Source organism: Caulobacter sp. GW821-FHT12A07 (assembly GCF_058807655.1).
In genome coordinates, this window is the sequence record NZ_JBXAQX010000011.1 from 124,063 (window position 1) to 142,920 (window position 18,858).

Annotated in this window: 19 protein-coding genes and 1 tRNA gene; 12 read left to right on the plus strand and 8 right to left on the minus strand. The window is 66.9% G+C overall.

Annotated elements, in window-relative coordinates:
- Positions 1-139 precede the first annotated feature (139 nt).
- The 7 genes from sdhC (at position 140) to AC1RRS_RS20250 (ending at position 5,678) form a co-directional block, all read left to right on the plus strand.
- Positions 140-547, plus strand: coding sequence for a succinate dehydrogenase, cytochrome b556 subunit (gene sdhC, locus AC1RRS_RS20220; RefSeq protein WP_487291952.1), 408 nt, complete (start codon positions 140-142; stop codon positions 545-547).
- 2 nt (positions 548-549) lie between these two features.
- Positions 550-951 (plus strand): succinate dehydrogenase, hydrophobic membrane anchor protein, encoded by a 402-nt coding sequence (gene sdhD / locus AC1RRS_RS20225; RefSeq protein ID WP_110119586.1) that lies wholly within the window; start codon positions 550-552, stop codon positions 949-951.
- The gene (gene sdhA / locus AC1RRS_RS20230; protein WP_492856732.1) at positions 951-2,738 is read left to right on the plus strand and encodes a succinate dehydrogenase flavoprotein subunit; all 1,788 of its coding nucleotides are present in this window, start codon (positions 951-953) and stop codon (positions 2,736-2,738) included. Before sdhD ends, sdhA begins: the two co-directional genes overlap by 1 nt.
- A 10-nt stretch (positions 2,739-2,748) precedes the next feature.
- On the plus strand, positions 2,749-3,531 hold the full coding sequence (locus tag AC1RRS_RS20235) for a succinate dehydrogenase iron-sulfur subunit (protein ID WP_110119588.1): 783 nt from the start codon (positions 2,749-2,751) through the stop codon (positions 3,529-3,531).
- Positions 3,532-3,760: 229 nt separating this feature from the next.
- On the plus strand, positions 3,761-4,990 hold the full coding sequence (locus AC1RRS_RS20240) for an NAD(P)/FAD-dependent oxidoreductase (protein ID WP_492856733.1): 1,230 nt from the start codon (positions 3,761-3,763) through the stop codon (positions 4,988-4,990).
- Positions 4,991-5,019: 29 nt separating this feature from the next.
- A complete protein-coding gene (locus AC1RRS_RS20245) occupies positions 5,020-5,340 on the plus strand; it encodes a 2Fe-2S iron-sulfur cluster-binding protein (protein WP_492856734.1) in 321 nt (106 codons plus the stop codon).
- Positions 5,341-5,393: 53 nt separating this feature from the next.
- Positions 5,394-5,678, plus strand: coding sequence for a hypothetical protein (locus AC1RRS_RS20250; RefSeq protein ID WP_492856735.1), 285 nt, complete (start codon positions 5,394-5,396; stop codon positions 5,676-5,678).
- Between the two features lie 14 nt (positions 5,679-5,692).
- On the opposite strand, the gene AC1RRS_RS20255 is transcribed toward AC1RRS_RS20250, so the two are convergent.
- The 7 genes from AC1RRS_RS20255 to hemC all read right to left on the minus strand — a co-directional run bounded on the left by AC1RRS_RS20255 (position 5,693) and on the right by hemC (position 14,554).
- The gene (locus AC1RRS_RS20255; protein ID WP_110119591.1) at positions 5,693-5,983 is read right to left on the minus strand and encodes a DUF6916 family protein; all 291 of its coding nucleotides are present in this window, start codon (positions 5,981-5,983) and stop codon (positions 5,693-5,695) included.
- A 465-nt stretch (positions 5,984-6,448) separates the two neighbouring features.
- The gene (locus tag AC1RRS_RS20260; protein WP_492856736.1) at positions 6,449-9,844 is read right to left on the minus strand and encodes a P-loop NTPase fold protein; all 3,396 of its coding nucleotides are present in this window, start codon (positions 9,842-9,844) and stop codon (positions 6,449-6,451) included.
- A gap of 419 nt (positions 9,845-10,263) precedes the next feature.
- Positions 10,264-10,339, minus strand: a tRNA-Thr gene (locus AC1RRS_RS20265).
- A gap of 41 nt (positions 10,340-10,380) precedes the next feature.
- Complete coding sequence (locus AC1RRS_RS20270) at positions 10,381-11,949, minus strand: heme biosynthesis HemY N-terminal domain-containing protein (protein ID WP_492856737.1); 1,569 nt, start codon at positions 11,947-11,949, stop codon at positions 10,381-10,383.
- On the minus strand, positions 11,946-12,845 hold the full coding sequence (locus AC1RRS_RS20275; RefSeq protein WP_492856738.1) for a COG4223 family protein: 900 nt from the start codon (positions 12,843-12,845) through the stop codon (positions 11,946-11,948). The genes AC1RRS_RS20270 and AC1RRS_RS20275 overlap by 4 nt, the downstream gene beginning before the upstream one ends.
- A gap of 42 nt (positions 12,846-12,887) precedes the next feature.
- Entirely contained in the window at positions 12,888-13,589 is a 702-nt protein-coding gene (locus tag AC1RRS_RS20280) for a uroporphyrinogen-III synthase (RefSeq protein ID WP_492856739.1), read from the minus strand.
- A complete protein-coding gene (hemC, locus tag AC1RRS_RS20285; protein ID WP_492856740.1) occupies positions 13,586-14,554 on the minus strand; it encodes a hydroxymethylbilane synthase in 969 nt (322 codons plus the stop codon). The genes AC1RRS_RS20280 and hemC overlap by 4 nt, the downstream gene beginning before the upstream one ends.
- 72 nt (positions 14,555-14,626) lie before the next feature.
- Here hemC and tsaD point away from each other — a divergent pair, with 72 nt between their 5' ends.
- From tsaD to AC1RRS_RS20310, 5 genes are all read left to right on the plus strand, one after another.
- Positions 14,627-15,742: a tRNA (adenosine(37)-N6)-threonylcarbamoyltransferase complex transferase subunit TsaD gene (tsaD, locus tag AC1RRS_RS20290; protein WP_492856741.1), complete on the plus strand. Its 1,116-nt coding sequence runs from the start codon at positions 14,627-14,629 to the stop codon at positions 15,740-15,742.
- Entirely contained in the window at positions 15,739-16,734 is a 996-nt protein-coding gene (locus AC1RRS_RS20295; RefSeq protein WP_492856742.1) for an NAD(P)H-dependent glycerol-3-phosphate dehydrogenase, read from the plus strand. The genes tsaD and AC1RRS_RS20295 overlap by 4 nt, the downstream gene beginning before the upstream one ends.
- A 157-nt stretch (positions 16,735-16,891) precedes the next feature.
- Positions 16,892-17,173, plus strand: coding sequence for a YciI family protein (locus AC1RRS_RS20300; protein WP_110118036.1), 282 nt, complete (start codon positions 16,892-16,894; stop codon positions 17,171-17,173).
- Positions 17,174-17,190: 17 nt separating this feature from the next.
- Positions 17,191-17,547, plus strand: a complete 357-nt coding sequence (locus AC1RRS_RS20305; protein WP_487292492.1) for a Rieske (2Fe-2S) protein — start codon at positions 17,191-17,193, stop codon at positions 17,545-17,547.
- Positions 17,548-17,603: 56 nt separating this feature from the next.
- A complete protein-coding gene (locus AC1RRS_RS20310; protein WP_492856743.1) occupies positions 17,604-18,395 on the plus strand; it encodes a class I SAM-dependent methyltransferase in 792 nt (263 codons plus the stop codon).
- A gap of 75 nt (positions 18,396-18,470) precedes the next feature.
- Here the strand turns inward: AC1RRS_RS20310 and AC1RRS_RS20315 are convergent, their stop codons facing one another.
- Positions 18,471-18,812 carry an endonuclease domain-containing protein gene (locus tag AC1RRS_RS20315; protein ID WP_492856744.1) on the minus strand — a complete coding sequence of 114 codons (342 nt, stop codon included), beginning with the start codon at positions 18,810-18,812 and terminating at the stop codon, positions 18,471-18,473.
- Positions 18,813-18,858: the final 46 nt, after the last annotated feature.

An 18,858-nucleotide genomic window follows, 5' to 3' on the forward strand; every position in this document is an offset into this window, starting at 1 on the left:
AGCTTGGCTTGAGCGGTTCCTGCATTCACTCGCCAGGCGAATTGAGAACGTATCTCAAGTAATGGCCGTTTCGTTGACACCCCGGCGCTCGCGCTTAAAAGCGTCCCGCAACGCACAAATCCACAGGTTGGACGTAAAAATGACCGAGACCAGCCGGGGGCTCCCAGAGCGTCCGCTGTCGCCGCACCTCCAGGTCTGGCGCTGGCACATCACCATGGCGTGCTCGATCCTGCACCGCGCCAGCCTGTTCGCGCTGTATGTCGGCGTCCTTCTGCTGGCGGGCTGGGCCCTGTCGCTGGCCTCGGGTCCGGACCACTACGCCTGCTACACCGGCCTGCTGGGCTCGCTGATCGGCAAGCTGCTGCTGTTCGGCATCACCGTCGCGGTCTTCTACAACGTCGGCTACATCGTCCGTCAGAGCTTCTGGGACCTGGGCAAGGGCTTCGCGCCCAAGACCGCCGACATGACCGGCCTGGCCGTGATCGCCTTCGCGATCGTCGCCGCCGCCGTCACCTGGATCATCGCCGCCGCGACCGGAGCGATCTGACCATGAGCACCTCCAACAGCCCCTTCCGCACCCCGCTGTCGCGCGCCCGCGGCCTGGGCGCCGCGCACCACGGCGTGAGCCACTTCATCTCCGAGCGCATCTCGGGCCTCGCCCTCGTGCCGCTGTTCATCTGGGGCGCCTTCGCGGGCATCCGCCTGGCCGGCGCCGACTTCGACACCGTCGCGGCCTGGGTGGCGATCCCGCTGAACGCCGTCCTGCTGTCGCTGCTCTTCGTGGCCCTGCTGGTCCACCTGAAGAACGCCATCCAACTGGTCATCGAAGACTATGTCGAAGCCTTCGCCCCCAAGGCGGCGCTGGTCATCGGCAACCTCTTCGTCTGCATTCTCGCCGGCGCCGTGGGGATCGTCTCGATCCTGAAGATCGCCTTCACCGGAGCCCTTTGATGTCGGCCTACACGTTCATCGACCACAAGTTCGACGTCGTCGTCGTGGGCGCCGGCGGCTCGGGCCTCCGCGCCGCGCTCGGCGCCGCGCAAGCCGGTCTCAAGACCGCTTGCATCACCAAGGTGTTCCCGACCCGCAGCCACACCGTGGCGGCCCAGGGCGGCATCTCGGCCTCGCTCGGCAACATGGGCCAGGACGACTGGCGCTGGCACATGTTCGACACCGTCAAGGGGTCGGACTGGCTGGGCGACCAGGACGCCATCGAGTACCTGACCCGCAACGCTCCGGCGGCGGTCTATGAGCTCGAGCACTGGGGCGTGCCGTTCTCGCGCACGGCCGAGGGCAAGATCTACCAGCGCGCCTTCGGCGGCATGACCAAGAACTTCGGCGAAGGCCCGATCCAGCGCACCTGCGCGGCGGCCGACCGCACCGGTCACGCGATGCTGCACACGATGTACGGCCAGTCGCTGGCCCACGACACCGAGTTCTTCATCGAGTACTTCGCCCTCGACCTGATCATGGAAGACGGCGCCTGCCGCGGCGTGACCGCGTGGAAGCTCGACGACGGCACCCTGCACCGCTTCCAGGCCCAGACCGTGATCCTGGCCACCGGCGGCTACGGCCGGGCCTACTTCTCGGCCACCTCGGCCCACACCTGCACGGGCGACGGCAACGCCATGGCGCTGCGCGCCGGCCTGCCGCTGCAGGACATGGAATTCGTGCAGTTCCACCCCACCGGCATCTACGGCGCCGGCTGCCTGATCACCGAAGGCGCCCGCGGCGAAGGCGGCTACCTGACCAACTCGGAAGGCGAGCGCTTCATGGAGCGCTACGCCCCGTCGGTTAAGGACCTGGCGCCCCGCGACATGGTCAGCCGCGCGATGACCATCGAGATCCGCGAAGGCCGCGGCGTGGGCCCCAACAAGGACCACATCTTCCTGCACCTCGACCACCTGGATCCGAAGATCCTGGCCGAGCGCCTGCCGGGCATCTCGGAGACCGCCAAGGTGTTCGCCGGCGTCGACGTGACCAAGGCCCCGATCCCGGTGCTGCCGACCGTCCACTACAACATGGGCGGCATCCCGACGAACTACCACGGCGAAGTGGTCACCAAGGCCGGCGACAACCCCGACCAGGTGATCCCGGGCCTGATGGCCGTGGGCGAAGCCGCCTGCGTGTCGGTGCACGGCGCCAACCGCCTGGGTTCGAACTCGCTGATCGATCTGGTGGTGTTCGGCCGCGCGGCCGGCCTGCGCTGCGCCGAGACCCTGACCCCCGGCGCCAAGCAGCCGGAACTGAAGGCCTCGCACACCGAAGCGCACGTCGCGCGCTTCGACCGCATCCGCAACGCCAACGGCTCGACCCCGACCGCCGAACTGCGCCTCGAAATGCAGAAGGCGATGCAGGAAGACGCCGCCGTGTTCCGCACCGGCGAGAGCCTGGACAGCGGCGTGGCCCGCCTGCAGGCCGTCTGGGACAAGAAGAACGACGTCAAGGTCTCCGACCGCGGCCTGGTGTGGAACACCGACCTGATGGAGACCCTGGAGTTCGACAACCTCATCGGCCAGGCGGTCGTGACGGTGAACGGCGCGGCCAACCGCACCGAGAGCCGCGGCGCCCACGCCCGCGAGGACTACTCCGACCGCAACGACGCCGAATGGATGAAGCACACCCTGGCCTGGCTCGACAACGAGACCGGCAAGGTGAAGATCGATTTCCGTCCGGTGCACAACTACACGATGTCGACCGACATCGACTACATCCCGCCGAAGCAACGGGTTTACTAGGGGAACGCAGATGGTCCAGCTCTCTCTTCCCAAGAACTCCCGCGTTCAGAGCGGCAAGCACTGGCCGGCCCCGGCCGGCGCCAAGACCGTGCGCTCGTTCAAGATCTACCGCTACGATCCCGAGACCGGGATGAACCCGCGGTGGGACACCTACGACGTCGACGTCGAGGCCTGCGGCCCGATGGTCCTGGACGCGCTGCTCTACATCAAGAACACCATCGACCCGACCCTGGCCTTCCGCCGGTCGTGCCGCGAGGGTGTCTGCGGCTCGTGCGCGATGAACATCGGCGGCCGCAACACCCTGGCCTGCACCCACGGCCACGGCGAGGTGCCCGGCAAGGCCGTGCAGATCAGCCCGCTGCCGCACGTGCCGGTGGTCAAGGACCTGATCCCCGACCTGACGCTGTTCTACGCCCAGTACGCGTCGGTCGAGCCGTGGCTGCACACCACGACCCCCGAGCCGCAGAAGGAATGGCGCCAGTCGCCGGAAGATCGCGAAAAGCTCGACGGTCTCTACGAGTGCATCCTCTGCGCCTGCTGCTCGACCTCGTGCCCGAGCTACTGGTGGAACGGCGAGAAGTACCTGGGCCCCGCGGCCCTGCTGCACGCCTACCGTTGGCTGATCGACAGCCGCGATGAAGCGACCGGCGACCGCCTCGACGACCTCGAGGACCCGTTCAAGCTCTATCGCTGCCACACGATCATGAACTGCGCCCAGGTCTGCCCGAAGGGTCTGAACCCGGCCAAGGCCATCGCCTCGATCAAGAAGATGCTGGTGGAGCGCGTGGTCTGACGACCGCCCGTTCGCCGATATCCTCGACGGTTTGGAAGCCTCGCCGCTCAGCGGCGGGGCTTTCGCATGCCGGCCGTCCTGTTCGCCTGCCGCAGTTTCCGGACGCCGCTCTTCACGTCGGGCTCGGTGCTGTCTATGGCTGGAGGCGGATGAACCCTCGGCTCGGCTTGCAAAAGATGACGGGGTCGTCAATTTTGTCGTGGAGGCAGACGCGTTGAGTGAAGCGGTCGTGAGCGATCCTAAAGCCAAGGTGGTGATCGTGGGCGCGGGTCATGCCGGCGGCTCGGCGGCCGCCTTCCTGCGCCAGTACGGCCATGAAGGCCCGATCGTGCTGATCGGCGAAGAGCCGCTGCTGCCCTATCAACGCCCGCCGCTGTCCAAGGCCTGGCTGAAGGGCGAGGCCGACGCCGACAGTTTGGCCCTCAAGCCCCAGGAATGGTACGCCGAGGCCAATGTCGCCCTGCGCCTGCAAGGCGTGGCGACCAGCCTCAACCGCGGCGACCGCACCGTGACCCTCGCCTCGGGCGAGGTGATCTCCTACGACTTTCTGATCCTCGCCACCGGCGCCCGCGCCCGCGCGCTGCCGATCCCCGGGGCCGATCTTTCCGGCGTCCTGGCCCTGCGCACGGCGGCCGACGCCGAGGCGCTGAAGGCGGCCCTCGGTCCGGGCAAGCGCCTGGCCGTGGTCGGCGGCGGCTATGTCGGGCTGGAGGCGGCGGCCTCGGCCCGCGCCCTGGGCGCCGAAGCCACCGTCATCGAGCGCGAGAGCCGGGTGCTGGCCCGCGTGGCCTGCGAGACCCTGTCGACCTTCTTCCAGGACTATCACGGCGCCCGTGGCGTCACGTTCGAGCTGAACGCCAATGTCGAGGCGTTTGAAGGCGAGGGCGGCCGGGTGACCGGCGTGCGCCTGAAGGGCGGCGAGGTCGTGGCCTGCGACGCGGCCCTGGTGGGCGTCGGCGCCCATCCGAACGTCGAGCTGGCCCAGGACGCCGGCCTGGAGTGCACGGGCGGCATCGTCGTCGACCTCGAAGCCCGCACCAGCGATCCGCGCGTCTTCGCCATCGGCGACGTCGCCCACCGGCCGCTGCCGATCTACGAGCGCCAGTTCCGGCTGGAGAGCGTGCCCAACGCCCTGGAGCAGGCCAAGCAGGCCGCCGCCGCCATCGTCGGCCGCGCGGGTCCGCCGCCCGAGCTGCCGTGGTTCTGGTCCGACCAGTACGACCTCAAGCTCCAGATCGCCGGCCTGCCGTTCGACGCCGACAGCACGATCGTGCGCGGCGACGTGGCCGCCGCCAAGTTCGCCGTCTTCCACCTCAAGGGCGACCTCGTCCAGGCCGTGGAAGCCGTCAACGCCCCGCCGGAGTTCATGGCGGGCAAACAATTGATCGCCAAGCGAACGCCCGTGTCTAAGACAAAGCTGGCGGATCCGGCGATATCCATGAAGGAAGTGGCGGCCTGAAAGCCGCCCTCTAGCTACGCAGGGGAACCATGGCGAAGATCACCTACATCGAATTCGACGGCACCGAGCACGTCCTCGACGTCAAGCCGGGCCTGACGGTCATGGAAGCGGCGGTGAAGAACAACCTGCCGGGCATCGACGCCGACTGCGGCGGCGCCTGCGCCTGCGCCACCTGCCACGTCTATGTGGACGACGCCTGGGCCGACAAGACCGGCGAAAAGTCGGCCATGGAGGAGTCGATGCTCGACTTCGCCGAGAACGTCGAGCCCAACAGCCGCCTGTCCTGCCAGATCAAGGTCAGCGACGCCCTTGACGGCCTGGTCGTGCGCCTGCCGGAAAGCCAGCACTGAGGGCGATCGCGCCCCGATTGCGGTCCTGCGCCCGATCCGTGTAGGGTCGGGCCATGGCTCAAGCTGACCGTCCGCCCCTGGATCACATATTCGCCGGACTGCTGAACGGCGTGGCGATGTCGTCGATCGGCGCCGCCGTGCCGGCGTTCTTCGCCTGGGGCGCGATCACCCACTACGACGGGGATGTCCCGCCGTTTCGGGTCGGCGACCTGCTGGCCGAACCTTTCGACACGATCATCGCGACGGTGCTGCTGCTGGCGAGCGTTCGCGCCCTGATCTTCGGCGTCGGCCTGATCGCGCGGAACGTCGCGCTGCTGCGCGCGCGCCGCGCGGCGTAGGGGCGCGAGCGCCCCTAGTTATAGACCGCCTGATAGGTCACGCCCTGGGCGTCGCGGCCCAGCGGCACCAGGAACATGTCCACCTCGCCCTGCACGGCGTTGCGCACCCGGTAGACGGCCTGGGGCAGCACGTGCTGCACGTTCGACTTGAACACCAGGCTGAACGGCGCGCGCTGCGAATTGGGATCGTGGGCCTTCAGCGGCTGGATGTCGATCAGGGTCAGGTGCATCGACCCGCCGGCGACCAGCAGTTCGTAGGTCGTGTTGGCCTGAGCGCCGAAGCTCTGCATCTGAAGCAACTGCATGGTGGTCCTTCCCCCTCTACCAGCGGCGCGGCGTCGACCGTCCAGCGCGCATCCGGAACAGGGCTGCACTTTGGCGCGCGGCCGCGAACCGCGCAACCGCCGAGCTTTGTGCAAATGCGCACGGCAGCCCAAAGCGTCCCGGGCAGGGCCGGTATTGGAACCTGGAAAGGGAGAAAGTGGTGCCGCCTAGGTGACTCGAACTGAAACCGTACCTTGAACCCTGAAATCCTTGAATTATAAGGCCGCGGGTAGTGTTACGGTCACACAGGAATGCCTCTTTATGGTCACACAGTCAGGCCGCTGGCAGCGCCTTGATGGTTCGACGTAATCGAGTTCTGCTAGGTCGCAGAGGCGCTAGGTCGCGATCCGTCAGAGGTGCTTAACGAGTTTGTCGGTCGTGGACGTTGCTGAGCCGCTTGCGATCTTCAGCATTGGTTGCCGGCTACAACCCTGCGCTAATCGGCATTATTCCTTTTCGATCGCATTTTTCTTTCGCCTCGATGGGCGCGCCTTTACTGGATTTATCGACCACATTTTGAGAATTGAGCGGATCGCTTCGGCTTGAAGGCTCAGTTCGATCTTCTCAGCCGCGGCGCGGGCCATTTCAGTTCGCGTCGACTGCTCAGCCCTGGCGACGAAAGGAGCGAAAAGTTCAGCGACATCCTTCAAATCGGTCAGAGAAGCCTCGTCAGCTGACGCAACTATCGGCAGCAAAATCATGCGAACATTCCTGTCGACATCCCGATCAAAAACCCCGGGCCGAACAATTTCATTCGCAAATGTATAAATTACGCAGGCCGCTATTTCGTGACTAACGTCCTTAATGCGATCGATTATATTTTGATCGAAAACCATCCTCTGATCATCATCAAGTCCATCGAGAATTAGCTCCCAATCAGTCGGCCCATCACTCGGATAGTGAGGGCCATTTTGTATCAACCATTTCACATATTCATTCGCCGCCGCGACAAATCCCTCTGGTGGAGCAAAATTCGCCAGATTCTTCGCCAGTTTTTCGAGGACCTTGATAGCCGGCGACGCCGCTTGAAACTGAGCGAGCCACCACTGCTCCCCCAACCCTTCGAAGCGCTCCGCGATTTTTCTGCTAAGCGCCTCACTCGTTTGATCCGAAAGGAAGGCGTTCGCTACCCGGAAGAAGAGATCGATATCAAGCGCCATAAAACGCTTTTCGAATGTCGAGTCTTTTGAGAGGCGTTCGATCAGTGCTCTGGACGCACCATCGCCGATAGTTTCCCGTATATTATCATATGCGGCCAACAAATCGGTTGCGTAGAACCAGTCGAAATATTCTGTCTTTAGCAGTTTATCAATCACGTCGATGGTCAACGGTCGCCACGATTGCTCAGAGTGGGCAAGTGAAAGCATGGCCAGGAGATTGCTTTGCGTACTAAATCCGAGCAACGACTCCACAATTGCGTCGGCCACTCGCGAGGTATCGTCGCGCTCCAAAAAGCTTAAACTTCGAGTGATTGAAACACCTGAAGCGCTTTCGCCGTAGTGCTGGTTTGGATCTATCGATGGATAATAGTTCGCTGTTGCCAGCAATAGGGTGCCAATTTCATCGAAATAATTCAGACTATCAGCGATAGCAATTCTATTGGCGAGAATTCCTTCGGCGCCAAGGCTGGGTAGCCTGCTCGAAGCAACTTTATGATCGTCCAATATTGCCCTTAGGGCGTAGTAGAGATCCATATCGTTTGCGGCGTTTCTGATCGCGGTATCCGCCGCGTCAAAAATTGGATCAAAATTCCAGGTGCCGCTCACCCAGCCCAGCGTCACGATGCGGTCATACCAGCCCCGGTCGATGCCGGGCGTCGCTGCCTGTCGAGCAACGAGATCCACGATCTCGTCTCGCCCAACAGAGGGCTGAAGATCTCTAACCAGTTGCTCCCATTTGTCTCGCGCGCCCAACTTGACGGCCGCATCGATCGCCTGAGTATAGAATAGAGCGTCGCCCGGTACGAGCAGCCCTTTGGTCAGATCCTTTCGCCCTTCCATCCCGGGATCGCATGCCCATACCTCAGTAAACCATGCGCCGCCGCCGGCTCGCGCCGCCTCCGGCCCATAGGTTTTAAGTGCGCTCAGCAGGTGGTGTGAAATCGATGCGCCGCCACGCTTGACTAGCGCTGCCACCCCATTCGCCGCGAGCCGAATTGCCTCAGTGCGGCCGGTGGTGGATCTAGCGAGCTTCAGAAGTGCTTCCCACGCTTCGGAATTTCGGAGGCTGCCGCCCTCGACCCGATCCAGCAGCGCCGCTGCAGAAAACACATCGAAATCTGTAGCTGGTAGGGCCACGCTTTCAATTACTCGCCCAAGCACGATCTCGAAGCCGGGTGATTGCGAGAGCTCGAGGAACCGTTCAACGTCTTCATTCAAGATTGCGCTGCCGATCTCTGGCCCCATGAGGATCTGTAGCGCCTTGCCCGTTTCCACCCCAAAATGAATGGCGGCGACGTTCTGACGCCAATCCGGATCAATTGAGTTCATCAGCGACGCGCCCGGAGCGCTGTCGCCGATAATTTCGGAAAATTGATCGAGGTGGTCAGAGAAGGCAGCGTGGTAGCAAGCTGCGCTCAGGGGTAGTTCAAGCTCCCACTGTAGAAGGACAGAAACAATTCTATTTACATAGGAATTTATCCTTCTAGGTGTCGTCGAGTTTTGCTCTCTGAAGAGGGCTACCGAAGCTTCAAATATCTTAATTGCAACGTGCGAGTCCTCGTCAGTGAGTGAATCACTTGTCGCGAATTGCAATTTTTCTTTCAGATAATTTTGCCAATCGGATGTGACGGGCGGCGTCACGCGCAGAGTGGCGTCGAACGTCTTTTCGACGAAGGCGGCCGCATGGAAGCGAGCCTCATCCCTCGTATCCGCCTTTGTGAAAATTCTTTCGATCGCGCCAGCATCGAGAGGTACGATCACCCATGGGCGATACTTTGTTTCGCCGCTGGAGCTGTCGTGGATCAGTAGGCTCCGGATGGTAGACCAAAAGGCGATCGCCTCCTCGGCCGGAATGCGGTCAAGGTTGTCAATAATGATAACCAATGAACCATCCGCACTCCCCACCGCACTCATTATCTTGGTGTATATGGCCCTAAATTCGAACGAAGTCGGCTCGGGTGTTTTTGTTATTTTGTTGGTCGTCCGCTCCACGGCCTTGTTGAAGAACATGGATGCCATGGTCCGGTCTTTGTGCGACTCATTGTGAGTAAGCCAATTCTTCTTTGAAAAGAATACTTTGTTGAATGGATTTATTGTGTGCCGCCAGGATATATAATTAATCACTACAATAATTGCTGGCAAAAATGTAATGCATAATCCAATCACATTTGCATAGAGAAATCCAGCTCGACCAAGGTCAACTATAGTCCGACTATCCGCGAGCCTCACCCCAAGTGGCACAAACAGGAGGGTTAGGCCTATGAAAAAGCCCCAAGCCGTTAGGGATGGGGTCGTCTTCACCTCTTGAACTTCAGCTCGTCGCTGTATGGATTCTAGGTCGTCTTCCCAGTCGATGTCCGGGCAAATTTCTTTTTGACGAACAAATGCTACAAGCGATTCAATCAACGCCCTGCGCGGAGAGTCGCTCTGATGAAGCCAAGCATCGAATATGAAGAAGTGGGGTGCTTTCGCACCTGAAGGGGTCGCTCTCGCGATAGCGCCTTCAGCAAGACCAACGACCGTCGACTTTCCGCTCCCCCAAGGCCCTAGCAAAGCGATCAGGCGGACTGCTGGGTCCCGCAAGAGGTAGGCTAGCGCGTTTGCCACCCTTTTGTGTCCGCCGAAGAAGTCCTCGTTCGCCGCACTATCCTTAATGAGCTGCAGCTTCCGGGTGGTCGGCATTTTTCAACACTCAAAGGCTTCGGCCGCGCTCGGCTCTTATGGTGCCGCTTAGAAAAGCGGACTACGCCAGCCTGTCAACTTTAAGGATGGGTCAGTGCAGATTGCACTCAACCTAATGGCTCCGCAGCTGTTGTAGGCGCGCCAAATGGCGTCTCACAGTGCTGAACCGCGCGTAAGATACCGGCGTCTCAGGAGGAGCGAATCCGACCCTGCCCATGAATGCTAAATCCCGGTGTGGTGCGAAGATCCGTTCGCTACCGAGATGGCGTCCGATCCAACCGATAATCGTACCGGGTAGAGTCACGAACGGGCTCTAGTGACGTCCGTCCAAGCTAAAGCCACACCCACTAGGACCCCAAACCGCGACCGGGTTTAAAGCCCTTCCGGTAGGGTCGAACTCTTTATCCTGCTGGAAGTGGTGGTGCCGCCTAGGTGACTCGAACACCTGACCTACGCATTACGAATGCGCCGCTCTACCGGCTGAGCTAAGGCGGCCCACGGCCCGTCTGGCGAGATTCGCCGGGCGGAGGGAGCGCCTATTTAGCGGGGCGCGGGCCGCTTGCCAAGCGTCGGCGTGCGTTCGTGTTGCGACGGGGCGCCGGAGCGGGTCCGGGAGCGTCCGGCGAGGGCGGATCGTCGAGCCCGCCGGCGTCGTCCAGGCCTGGGTGGTCAAGGAACGGGATCAGGGCGCCGCCGGTCTCGGCCGCGTGCACGAAGGCGGTGGATTCGGCGTAGGCCGACTGCCCGTAGGCCGAGGGCAGCTCGGGCAGGTCGCTCATCGTGCGCTCGCGGCGCTCGAATCGCGGATGCACCAGTTCGCCGGTCTCGGCGTAGCTGGCGGCCAGGCGGGCCCAGTCCTCGCGGCCGTAGGCGAAGGCCTGGCCCTCGGGGTCCAGATCGCTCCAGTCGGGCTCCTGCGGGGCGGCGACGCCCCGGGCGACCCAGGCGCGGGCCTCGTCGGGCTCGCCGCCCGCGAAGGCCACCCGCGCCATCAGCCCGGCCAGGCGCGCGGTCGGGACCGGCTCTTCCGGCAGCAGGCGGGCGGCGGCGCTGGCGGCGGCGGGGTCGCCGGCGATCAGGGCGCTCTCGACCTTGAGGATGCGGCTCTCTCGCGCCTCGGGCTTCAGCTGGGCCAGGGCCGACAGGCGCGCGGCGCGGGCCTTGGGCGTCTCGCTGGTCTTCAGGTCGCGATAGGCCAGCCAAAGAGCCGGGTGCGGCGCGCCCTTCCAGGCGGCCTCGATCAGGGTTCCGGCCTTGGCGGCCTTGCCGTCGGCGGCCAGCAAGCGGGCGGCCATGACCACGCCGGGGGCGAAGTCGGGCTTCAGCTTCACCGACTGCAGGGCGAAGTCGAGGGCCTGCGACAGACTCTTGGGCTCGTCGGACTCTTCGAGACTCGCCGCGGAAGCGGCAAGGAGCGCGGCGCGGGCGCGCTCGGCGACGGCCGGCGAGACGATCTTGCGCTCCTGGCCGCCCTGGACCAACTGCAAGGCGGCCGCCCAGTCGCCGGCTTCCAGCTTGGCTTCCAGCAAGGCGCGCCAGGCCCACAGGGCCGAACGGGCCAGGCCATAGGCGGTCTCGGCGTGGCGCAGGGCCAGTTGGCGGTCGCCTTCGGCCAAGGCCAGCTGCATCAGGCCGCGCAGGCCGGCCAGCCGCATCTCGGGAAAGCCCAGCATGGCGTTCCAGGCCTGGCGGGCGGCGACGTTGTCGCCCGCGGCTTCGGCCGCCTGGGCGGCCAGCACGCGGACCAGGGCCGGGGCGTCGTCATTGAGGTCGGCGGCCTTCTGGGCCAGGCGGCGGGCTTCGGAGCCGTCGCCGGCCGCTACGGCGAGAAAGCCGCGCGACAGGGCCTCGGTCGCCTGCTTGCGCCGGGCCTCGGCGCGGGCGCGCGCGGCGCGCGCGGGGGCCTCGATGATCCACAGCAGGCCGCGCCACAGGGCGGCGGCGACCAGGGCCAGCAGCAGGGTCAGCAGGGCGGCGGCGGCGGCCGTCATCTCCACCCGCCAGCCCAGCCACTCCAGGCTGGCCGCGCCCGGTTCGCCGGTCAGCGAGACCACGACGACGGCGACGACGGCGATGACGACCAGGGCGAAGAGGGCGCGGATCATTGAGAGCCCCCGGCGAGACGGGCGTCGGCCTGGCTGCGCTGCACCTGGACGAGGCCGGCCAGGGCCTGTTGGCGGACCGAGGCGACCAGGCGGTCGATCTCGGCCCGGCGCTCGGCCTCGGCCCGCCAGGCGGCGAGGGCGGGGCGGGCGCTGGCCGGCAGGGCGTCGAGCAGGCGCAGGGCGCCGCCCACGTCGCCGGCGTCGAGCCGGGCCTGGGCGCGGGCCAGCAGGGCGTCGGGACCGCTGCCGGTCGTTGAGCCGACCTGGCGGATGGTGACGACGCGGGAAAGGGCGTGGCCCAGGCGGGCCAGGGCGCCGGCGTCGGGGCCGGGATCGTGGGCGGCGACCGAGACGCTGCCGGCCAGGTCGTCGAAGCTGGCGGCCAGGCCCGCCACGGTCGGGGCGCCGGCCCTGGCCAGGCGTTCGAGGGCGCGGACCTCCGACGACATCGGCAGCACCCGCTCCAGGCTCGCCACGGCGTCGGCGAAGGGCTCGCTGCCCTGCGCGGCCTCGGCCAGGCTGGCGGCGGCCAGGGCGCCGGCGGCGGCGTCGAGGGTGCGCTGCTGGCCCGATTCGAGCAGGGCGATGCGGCCCTCCAGCCGGCCGATCTCGGGCGAGGGGGAGGGCGCCTCAGGCGTGGTCGCGACGACGGGCGCCGACGAAGATGATGTGGCGAAGCCGCCGGCGACGGGCGCGGGGGCGGCGGGCGCTTCCGGGGTCGCGCCGCGTTTGGCGAACCAGGTCGGGCCGTAATGGGCGATGGCCGCGCCGGCTCCAACGCAGATCACGCACAGCCCGATCATCACCCAGAACATGGGGCCGAGCAGGGGCTTCCTGGCGTAGAGGGCCGGGTCGCTGGGGGCGGCGATTTCGGTGGGATCGGGGGCGGCGCTCATGGTCCATTCGTGCCCCACGCGCGGTTTGCGTGCAACTTCGCCTTAAGGGACGAGCAGGTCGAACAACGCTGTTTCGCGGGGGCGCGGCGCGGCGGCCACAGCGCCCAGCCGTCCGTCGGCGACAAGGCCGGCCAGCGGCGCGGCCACGGCGGGCGACAGGCACAGCGCTCGCAAGGCCGGGGCGGGGCGGGCTTCCAGCACCGCCGCCAAGGCCCGCGCGGCCTTGGGCGAGTGCAGCAGCACGGCGGCCAGGTCGTCGAGGGCGTCCAGCGTCGCGGCGTCCGGGGCGCGCGTGACCGTCTCGTAGACGGCGACCGATCGCGCCTCGATCCCGGCGCTGACCAGGGGCGAGACGAGGTCGCCGGCCGGTTCGGCGGCGGCTGGATGCAGCACGGCGCCGGTGGAACGGCGCTCGGCGATCAGGGCGGCGAGGTCGGCGACATCGCCCTGCGCCGATTCGATGCGCGTGAAGCCGGCCTCGGCCGCGACATCGGCCGTGGCGTCGCCGACCGCGAACACCGGCAGGCCCCGCTCGCCGCTGGCCCGGGCGAAGGCGGCGACGCCGTTGCGGCTGGTGAAGGCCAGGGCGCCGACGCCGGTAAGATCGACCGTCCAGGCGAGGTCGCGGACCTCCAGCAGCGGGTCGATCAAGGGTTCGAAGCCGAGGGCCGAAAGGCGCGCGGCGGTGGCCTCGGCGCCGGGGCGGGCGCGGGTGATCCAGACGCGAGGCGCGCCCGGGGTCATTCGCTCGGCGCGATGATGGCGTCGCCGCCCTCGGCCTTGACGACCGCGCCCAGCTCCAGGCCCAGCGCCCGGGCCTGGCCCTCGTCGTCGGCGCCGGCGAGCGTGATTTCGCCCTCGTGGCGGATGCGGATCACGCCGTCGGGGCTGAGGGCCTCGACGATCAGGTGCAGCTTCGTACCGTCCAGGCGGGCGTGGGCGCCGACGGCCGTGCGGCACGAGCCTTCCAGGGCGTAGAGCGCGCCGCGCTCGGCGGCGACGGCCTGGGTGGTGGCGCGGCAGGCGATGGCCTGCAGCCAGGGCAGGCCGGCGTCTTCGGCCCGGCTCTCGATGGCCAGGGCGCCCTGGCCGGGGGCGGGAGGCGCGGCGACCGGGTCGAGCCAGCTTTGCGGAATGTGGCCCAGACCCAGGCGGTTCAGGCCCGACTGGGCCAGCAGGATGGCGTCGGCCTCGCCGCGCTCCAGCTTGGCCAGACGGGTGTCGACATTGCCGCGCAGCATGACGATGTCGAGATCGGGCCGCACGTGCAGGGCCTGGGCCTGGCGACGCAAGCTGGCGGTGCCCAGGCGCGCGCCCTGGGGAAGGTCTTCCAGCCGCTGGGCCTTGTGGCTGATGAAGGCGTCGCGGACGTCTTCGCGTTCGGGCGTCGCGGCCAGCACCAGGCCCGGCGGCAGCACGGCCGGCATGTCCTTCAGCGAATGCACCGCGCAGTCGATGCGGCCGTCGAGCAGGGCCTCCTCGATCTCCTTGGTGAACAGGCCCTTGCCGCCGATCTCCATCAGCCGGCGGTCCTGGATGCGGTCGCCGCTGGTGACGATCGGGATCAGCTGGGCGTAGGTGGCGATCTCTTCCGGACCGGCGTCGTCGGGGGCGCCGAGGGCTCGGGCGATCCGCGCCTGCATGTGGCCGGACTGGGCCAGCGACAGCTTGGAGCCGCGCGCGCCGATGCGGATGGGTTGCCGGGACACGGTCTGGACGTTACCTGCTGAGCGAAACAACTGCCTTCGCTGCTACAGGAGCGGCGGGAACCCCGCAACCGAATGACAACCCTTACGAACTCGGGCCTGGACAAGGGTCTCACCATCCTCGGGCTGGAGACCAGCTGCGACGAGACCGCCGCGTCCGTCGTGCGCCGGGACGCCGACGGCCGCGTGGAGGTGCTGTCCTCGATCGTCGGCACCCAGTTCGAGCAGCACGCCCCGTTCGGCGGGGTGGTGCCCGAGATCGCCGCCCGCGCCCATGTGGAAGTCATCGACAGCGTCGCGGCCGAGGCGATGCGCGCGGCCGGGATCGGCTATGACGCCCTGGACGGGGTGGCGGCCACGGCCGGTCCCGGCCTGGTCGGCGGGGTGATGGTCGGCCTGGCGTTCGGCAAGGCGGTGGCCCTGGCCCGCGACCTGCCGCTGGTGGCGGTCAACCACCTGGAGGGCCACGCGGTCTCGGCGCGGCTGGGGGCGGAGGTGGCCTATCCCTTCCTGCTGCTGCTGGTCTCGGGCGGGCACTGCCAGCTGCTGGAAGTCGGCGGCGTCGGCGCCTGCAAGCGCCTGGGCACCACCATCGACGACGCGGCCGGCGAGGCCTTCGACAAGATCGCCAAGAGCCTGGGCCTGCCCTATCCGGGCGGTCCGGCCCTGGAAAAGCTGGCCAAGGAAGGCGACGCCTCCAAGTACGAGCTGCCGCGCGCCCTGCTGGGCCGCAAGGACTGCGACTTCTCGTTCTCGGGCCTGAAGACCGCCGCCGCCCGCATCGCCGTGACCCTGACCACCGACCAGCAGCGGGCGGATCTGGCCGCCGCCGTGCAGTTCGCCATCGCCCGCCAGCTCTCCGAACGCACCGACCGGGCCATGAAGCTCTATGCCGAAGGTCACGCGGCCGGCGAGCGCCGCTTCGTCGTGGCCGGCGGGGTGGCCGCCAACGGCGCGGTGCGCGCGGCCCTGCTGAAGGTGTGCGAGGACAACGGCTTTTCGTTCGACGCCCCGCCGCTGGCCTATTGCACCGACAACGCCGCCATGATCGCCCTGGCCGGGGCCGAGCGTCTGGCGGCCGGCATTTCCGATGATCTGGACGCTGTGGCGCGTCCCCGCTGGCCCCTCGACGAGGCGGCGGCGTTATCCAATCCGAGCAACAGTTTCGGTCGAAAGGGAGCCAAGGCATGAGCTTCAAGCACGCGGGCGTCGTCGGCGCCGGGGCGTGGGGCACGGCCCTGGCCCAGGTCGCGGCGCGCGCCGGCCTTCAAGTCACGCTGCAGGCCCGCGAGCCCGAGGTCGTCGCCTCGATCGCCGACAAGCGCGAGAACACGATGTTCCTGGCGGGCGTCGCGCTGGAGCCGGCGATCACCGCCGTGTCCGACATGGCCGCCCTGGCCGATTGCGACCTCATCCTGGCCGTGCCGCCGGCCCAGCACCTGCGCTCGGCCATGGCCGCCCTGAAGCCGCACCTGAAGCCGGGCGTTCCGGTGGTGCTGTGCTCCAAGGGCGTCGAGCAGGGCTCGCTGAAGCTGATGACCGACGTGGCCGCCGAGACCCTGCCGGGCGTGGCCATCGCCGTGCTGTCGGGTCCCAGCTTCGCCGGCGAGGTCGCGCGCGGCCTGCCCGCCGCCGCCACCCTGGCCTGCGAGGACGAGGCCCTGGGCAAGGCGATCGTCGAGGCCATCGCCATCCCGACCTTCCGCCCCTACTGGGCCGCCGACGTGATCGGGGCCGAGGCCGGCGGGGCGGTGAAGAACGTCCTGGCCATCGCCTGCGGCATTTCCGAGGGCAAGGGCCTGGGCCGCAACGCCCACGCCGCCCTGATCACCCGGGGCTTCGCCGAGCTCACTCGCCTGGCCCTGGCCCTGGGCGGCAAGGCCGAGACCGTCGCCGGCCTCTGCGGCCTGGGCGACCTGGTGCTCACCTGCTCGTCCAGCCAGTCGCGCAACATGACGGTGGGCCTCGCTTTGGGCCAGGGCCAGACCCTGGAACAGGCCCTGGCCGGCAAGGTCTCGGTGGCCGAAGGCGTCGCCTCGGCCCCGGCCGTCCGCGCCCTGGCTCAAAAGCTCGGCGTCGAGACCCCGATCTGCGAAGCCGTCGCCGCCATCCTGGCCGGCGAGGTCGATGTCGACAGCGCCATCCTCGGCCTGCTCTCCCGCCCGCTGAAGGCGGAGGTCTAGTTTCAGATTCTCCCCCTCTGGGGGAGGTGTCGGCGAAGCCGACGGAGGGGGGGCCGTTTTCAGCTTCCCCCGCGTTGGCCGGCGTCGCAGCCACACCGCCTCCGGCCCTCTGGGCCACCTCCCCCAGAGGGGGAGGATCTCTAGGAAGGAACCGCCCATGCCGCTCTACGCCATCGTCTGCAAGGACAAGCCCGGCGCTCTCGAGACCCGCCTGGCCGTGCGCCCCAAGCACCTGGACTACCTGAACGCCTCGACGGGCCTGAAGGCCGCCGGCGCCCTGCTGGACGACGACGGCAATCCGATCGGCTCGATCATCGTGGTCGAGGTCGAGGACAAGGCGGCCGCCCAGGCCCAGGCCGACAACGACCCGTTCACCGCCGCCGGCGTGTTCGAGAGCGTCGAGGTCCGCCCCTGGCGCCTGGCCATCGGTTCGTTCTGATCCCCCGACACTGAACGATGAGCGACAACCCCGCCCGCCCCGCGCCCGGCCAGGCGATCTGCGCCCTGGCCGACATCCCCGAGCCGGGCGCGGCGGGTTTTCGCTATCGCGAGGGCGAGGCGATGTTCGCCGGCTTCGTCGTCCGCAAGGACGGCGGGGTCTTCGCCTATGTCGACAGCTGCCCGCACGCCGGCTGGCCGCTGGCCGGGATCAGCGGCCGTTTTCTCACCCGCGAGAACGACCTGATCCTGTGCGGCGGCCACGCGGCCCTGTTCCGCATCGCCGACGGCGCCTGCGTGGCTGGCCCCTGCGGCGGCAAGAGCCTCACCGTCTGGCCCGTGCGGGTCGAGGACGGGCAGGTCGTCGCGGCCTGACCCTTCCTTAACCGATGGTCGGTAAGGCTCTCTCCACTCAAGGAGGAGCCAGGGCCATGGCCGACGGATCTAATCCCGCTTTCGACGCCGAACTGACCGACGCCGTCGACGCGCGCGGGGCCGGCGCCAAGCTGCGCTCCCTGGGCAAGATCAATCCGCGCTTCGCCTCGCAACTGGCCCGCACCATGCTGGCCAAGACCCGCGACCACGACAGCGCCGGCCAGTTCGCCGCCTATTCCGAGGCCAAGGGCTTCGAGTTCACCTCGGCCTGGGCCGCCAACAACATCCCGTTCGTGGCCCCGCTGCTGCGCGACTTCATGGACAAGCGCCCGGCCGCCGGGCCGAGGGTCCGCTACATGGAGATCGGCGCCTACGAGGGCCGGAACCTCGCCTTCATGGACTGGATGTTCCCTGATCGCCTCGAGGTGACGGTGATCGATCCCTGGTTCGACGAGACCCTGAATCCGGAAGAGAAGTACCACGCCGTCGAGCCGCGCTTTCACCGCAACATGGCGCGCACCACCTTCGGCAAGGTCCACACGCACAAGGGCTTCTCGACCTACGAGCTGCCCAAGATGCTCGAGGCCGACCAGAAGTTCGACCTGATCTATGTCGATGGCAGCCACACGGCCCTGGCGGTGATGATCGACCTGTGCTGCTGCGCCAGCCTGCTGGAGGTGGGCGGCATGATGGTGCTCGACGACTACTGGCACGACATCAGCGAGATCGGCGGCCCCGGCGTGAAGCAGGCGGTCGACCAGTTCCACGCCGCCTTCGGCCGCTACTTCGACGTCGCCGCCGTCTACCGCCAGGTGGCCCTGGTGAAGACGGCCGAGATTCCGCGGTAGGGAAGGGTGCCCAAATAATCCCTCTCTCATAGAGAGAGGGAGGGGCCCGCCGCGAAGCGGTGGGAGGGTGAGAGGTTACACTCTGTCCGAACGGAGCACTGCCAAGATGTCTTCGGCGATCCCGCCAGGATCAGCCATGACCCGCTCGTTGGGAAACCTCAAAACCACGTATCCGAACAGCTCCAACACCTGAGTACGGCGTTCGTCGTGGTCCTCGCGCCCTTCATGTGCGGCGCCATCCAGTTCGACGATCAACTTGCCCGCCTCGCAGACGAAGTCGGCGAAGTAGCGGTCTATCGATACTTGCCGCAGGAATCGAAAGCCGCCCAGGCGGCGATTGCGGACCAGCGACCACAGGGTCCTTTCGGCTAAGGTCTGGCTTTGGCGAAGGCGGCGGGCGTTGGCGGTCGCGTCCATGACCACAGCCTGAGTTCGGCCTTCGAGAAACCGCAACGGAAGGAAT

Bases quoted from the DNA above. Each gene is read 5' to 3' on its own strand.
- sdhC (WP_487291952.1), top strand. From the start codon at position 140: ATGACCGAGACCAGCCGGGGGCTCCCAGAGCGTCCGCTGTCGCCGCAC.
- sdhD (WP_110119586.1), top strand. From the start codon at position 550: ATGAGCACCTCCAACAGCCCCTTCCGCACCCCGCTGTCGCGCGCCCGC.
- sdhA (WP_492856732.1), top strand. From the start codon at position 951: ATGTCGGCCTACACGTTCATCGACCACAAGTTCGACGTCGTCGTCGTG.
- AC1RRS_RS20235 (WP_110119588.1), top strand. From the start codon at position 2,749: ATGGTCCAGCTCTCTCTTCCCAAGAACTCCCGCGTTCAGAGCGGCAAG.
- AC1RRS_RS20245 (WP_492856734.1), top strand. From the start codon at position 5,020: ATGGCGAAGATCACCTACATCGAATTCGACGGCACCGAGCACGTCCTC.
- AC1RRS_RS20250 (WP_492856735.1), top strand. From the start codon at position 5,394: ATGGCTCAAGCTGACCGTCCGCCCCTGGATCACATATTCGCCGGACTG.
- AC1RRS_RS20255 (WP_110119591.1), bottom strand. From the start codon at position 5,983: ATGCAGTTGCTTCAGATGCAGAGCTTCGGCGCTCAGGCCAACACGACC.
- AC1RRS_RS20260 (WP_492856736.1), bottom strand. From the start codon at position 9,844: ATGCCGACCACCCGGAAGCTGCAGCTCATTAAGGATAGTGCGGCGAAC.
- AC1RRS_RS20270 (WP_492856737.1), bottom strand. From the start codon at position 11,949: ATGATCCGCGCCCTCTTCGCCCTGGTCGTCATCGCCGTCGTCGCCGTC.
- AC1RRS_RS20275 (WP_492856738.1), bottom strand. From the start codon at position 12,845: ATGAGCGCCGCCCCCGATCCCACCGAAATCGCCGCCCCCAGCGACCCG.
- AC1RRS_RS20280 (WP_492856739.1), bottom strand. From the start codon at position 13,589: ATGACCCCGGGCGCGCCTCGCGTCTGGATCACCCGCGCCCGCCCCGGC.
- tsaD (WP_492856741.1), top strand. From the start codon at position 14,627: ATGACAACCCTTACGAACTCGGGCCTGGACAAGGGTCTCACCATCCTC.
- AC1RRS_RS20295 (WP_492856742.1), top strand. From the start codon at position 15,739: ATGAGCTTCAAGCACGCGGGCGTCGTCGGCGCCGGGGCGTGGGGCACG.
- AC1RRS_RS20300 (WP_110118036.1), top strand. From the start codon at position 16,892: ATGCCGCTCTACGCCATCGTCTGCAAGGACAAGCCCGGCGCTCTCGAG.
- AC1RRS_RS20305 (WP_487292492.1), top strand. From the start codon at position 17,191: ATGAGCGACAACCCCGCCCGCCCCGCGCCCGGCCAGGCGATCTGCGCC.
- AC1RRS_RS20310 (WP_492856743.1), top strand. From the start codon at position 17,604: ATGGCCGACGGATCTAATCCCGCTTTCGACGCCGAACTGACCGACGCC.
- AC1RRS_RS20315 (WP_492856744.1), bottom strand. From the start codon at position 18,812: ATGGACGCGACCGCCAACGCCCGCCGCCTTCGCCAAAGCCAGACCTTA.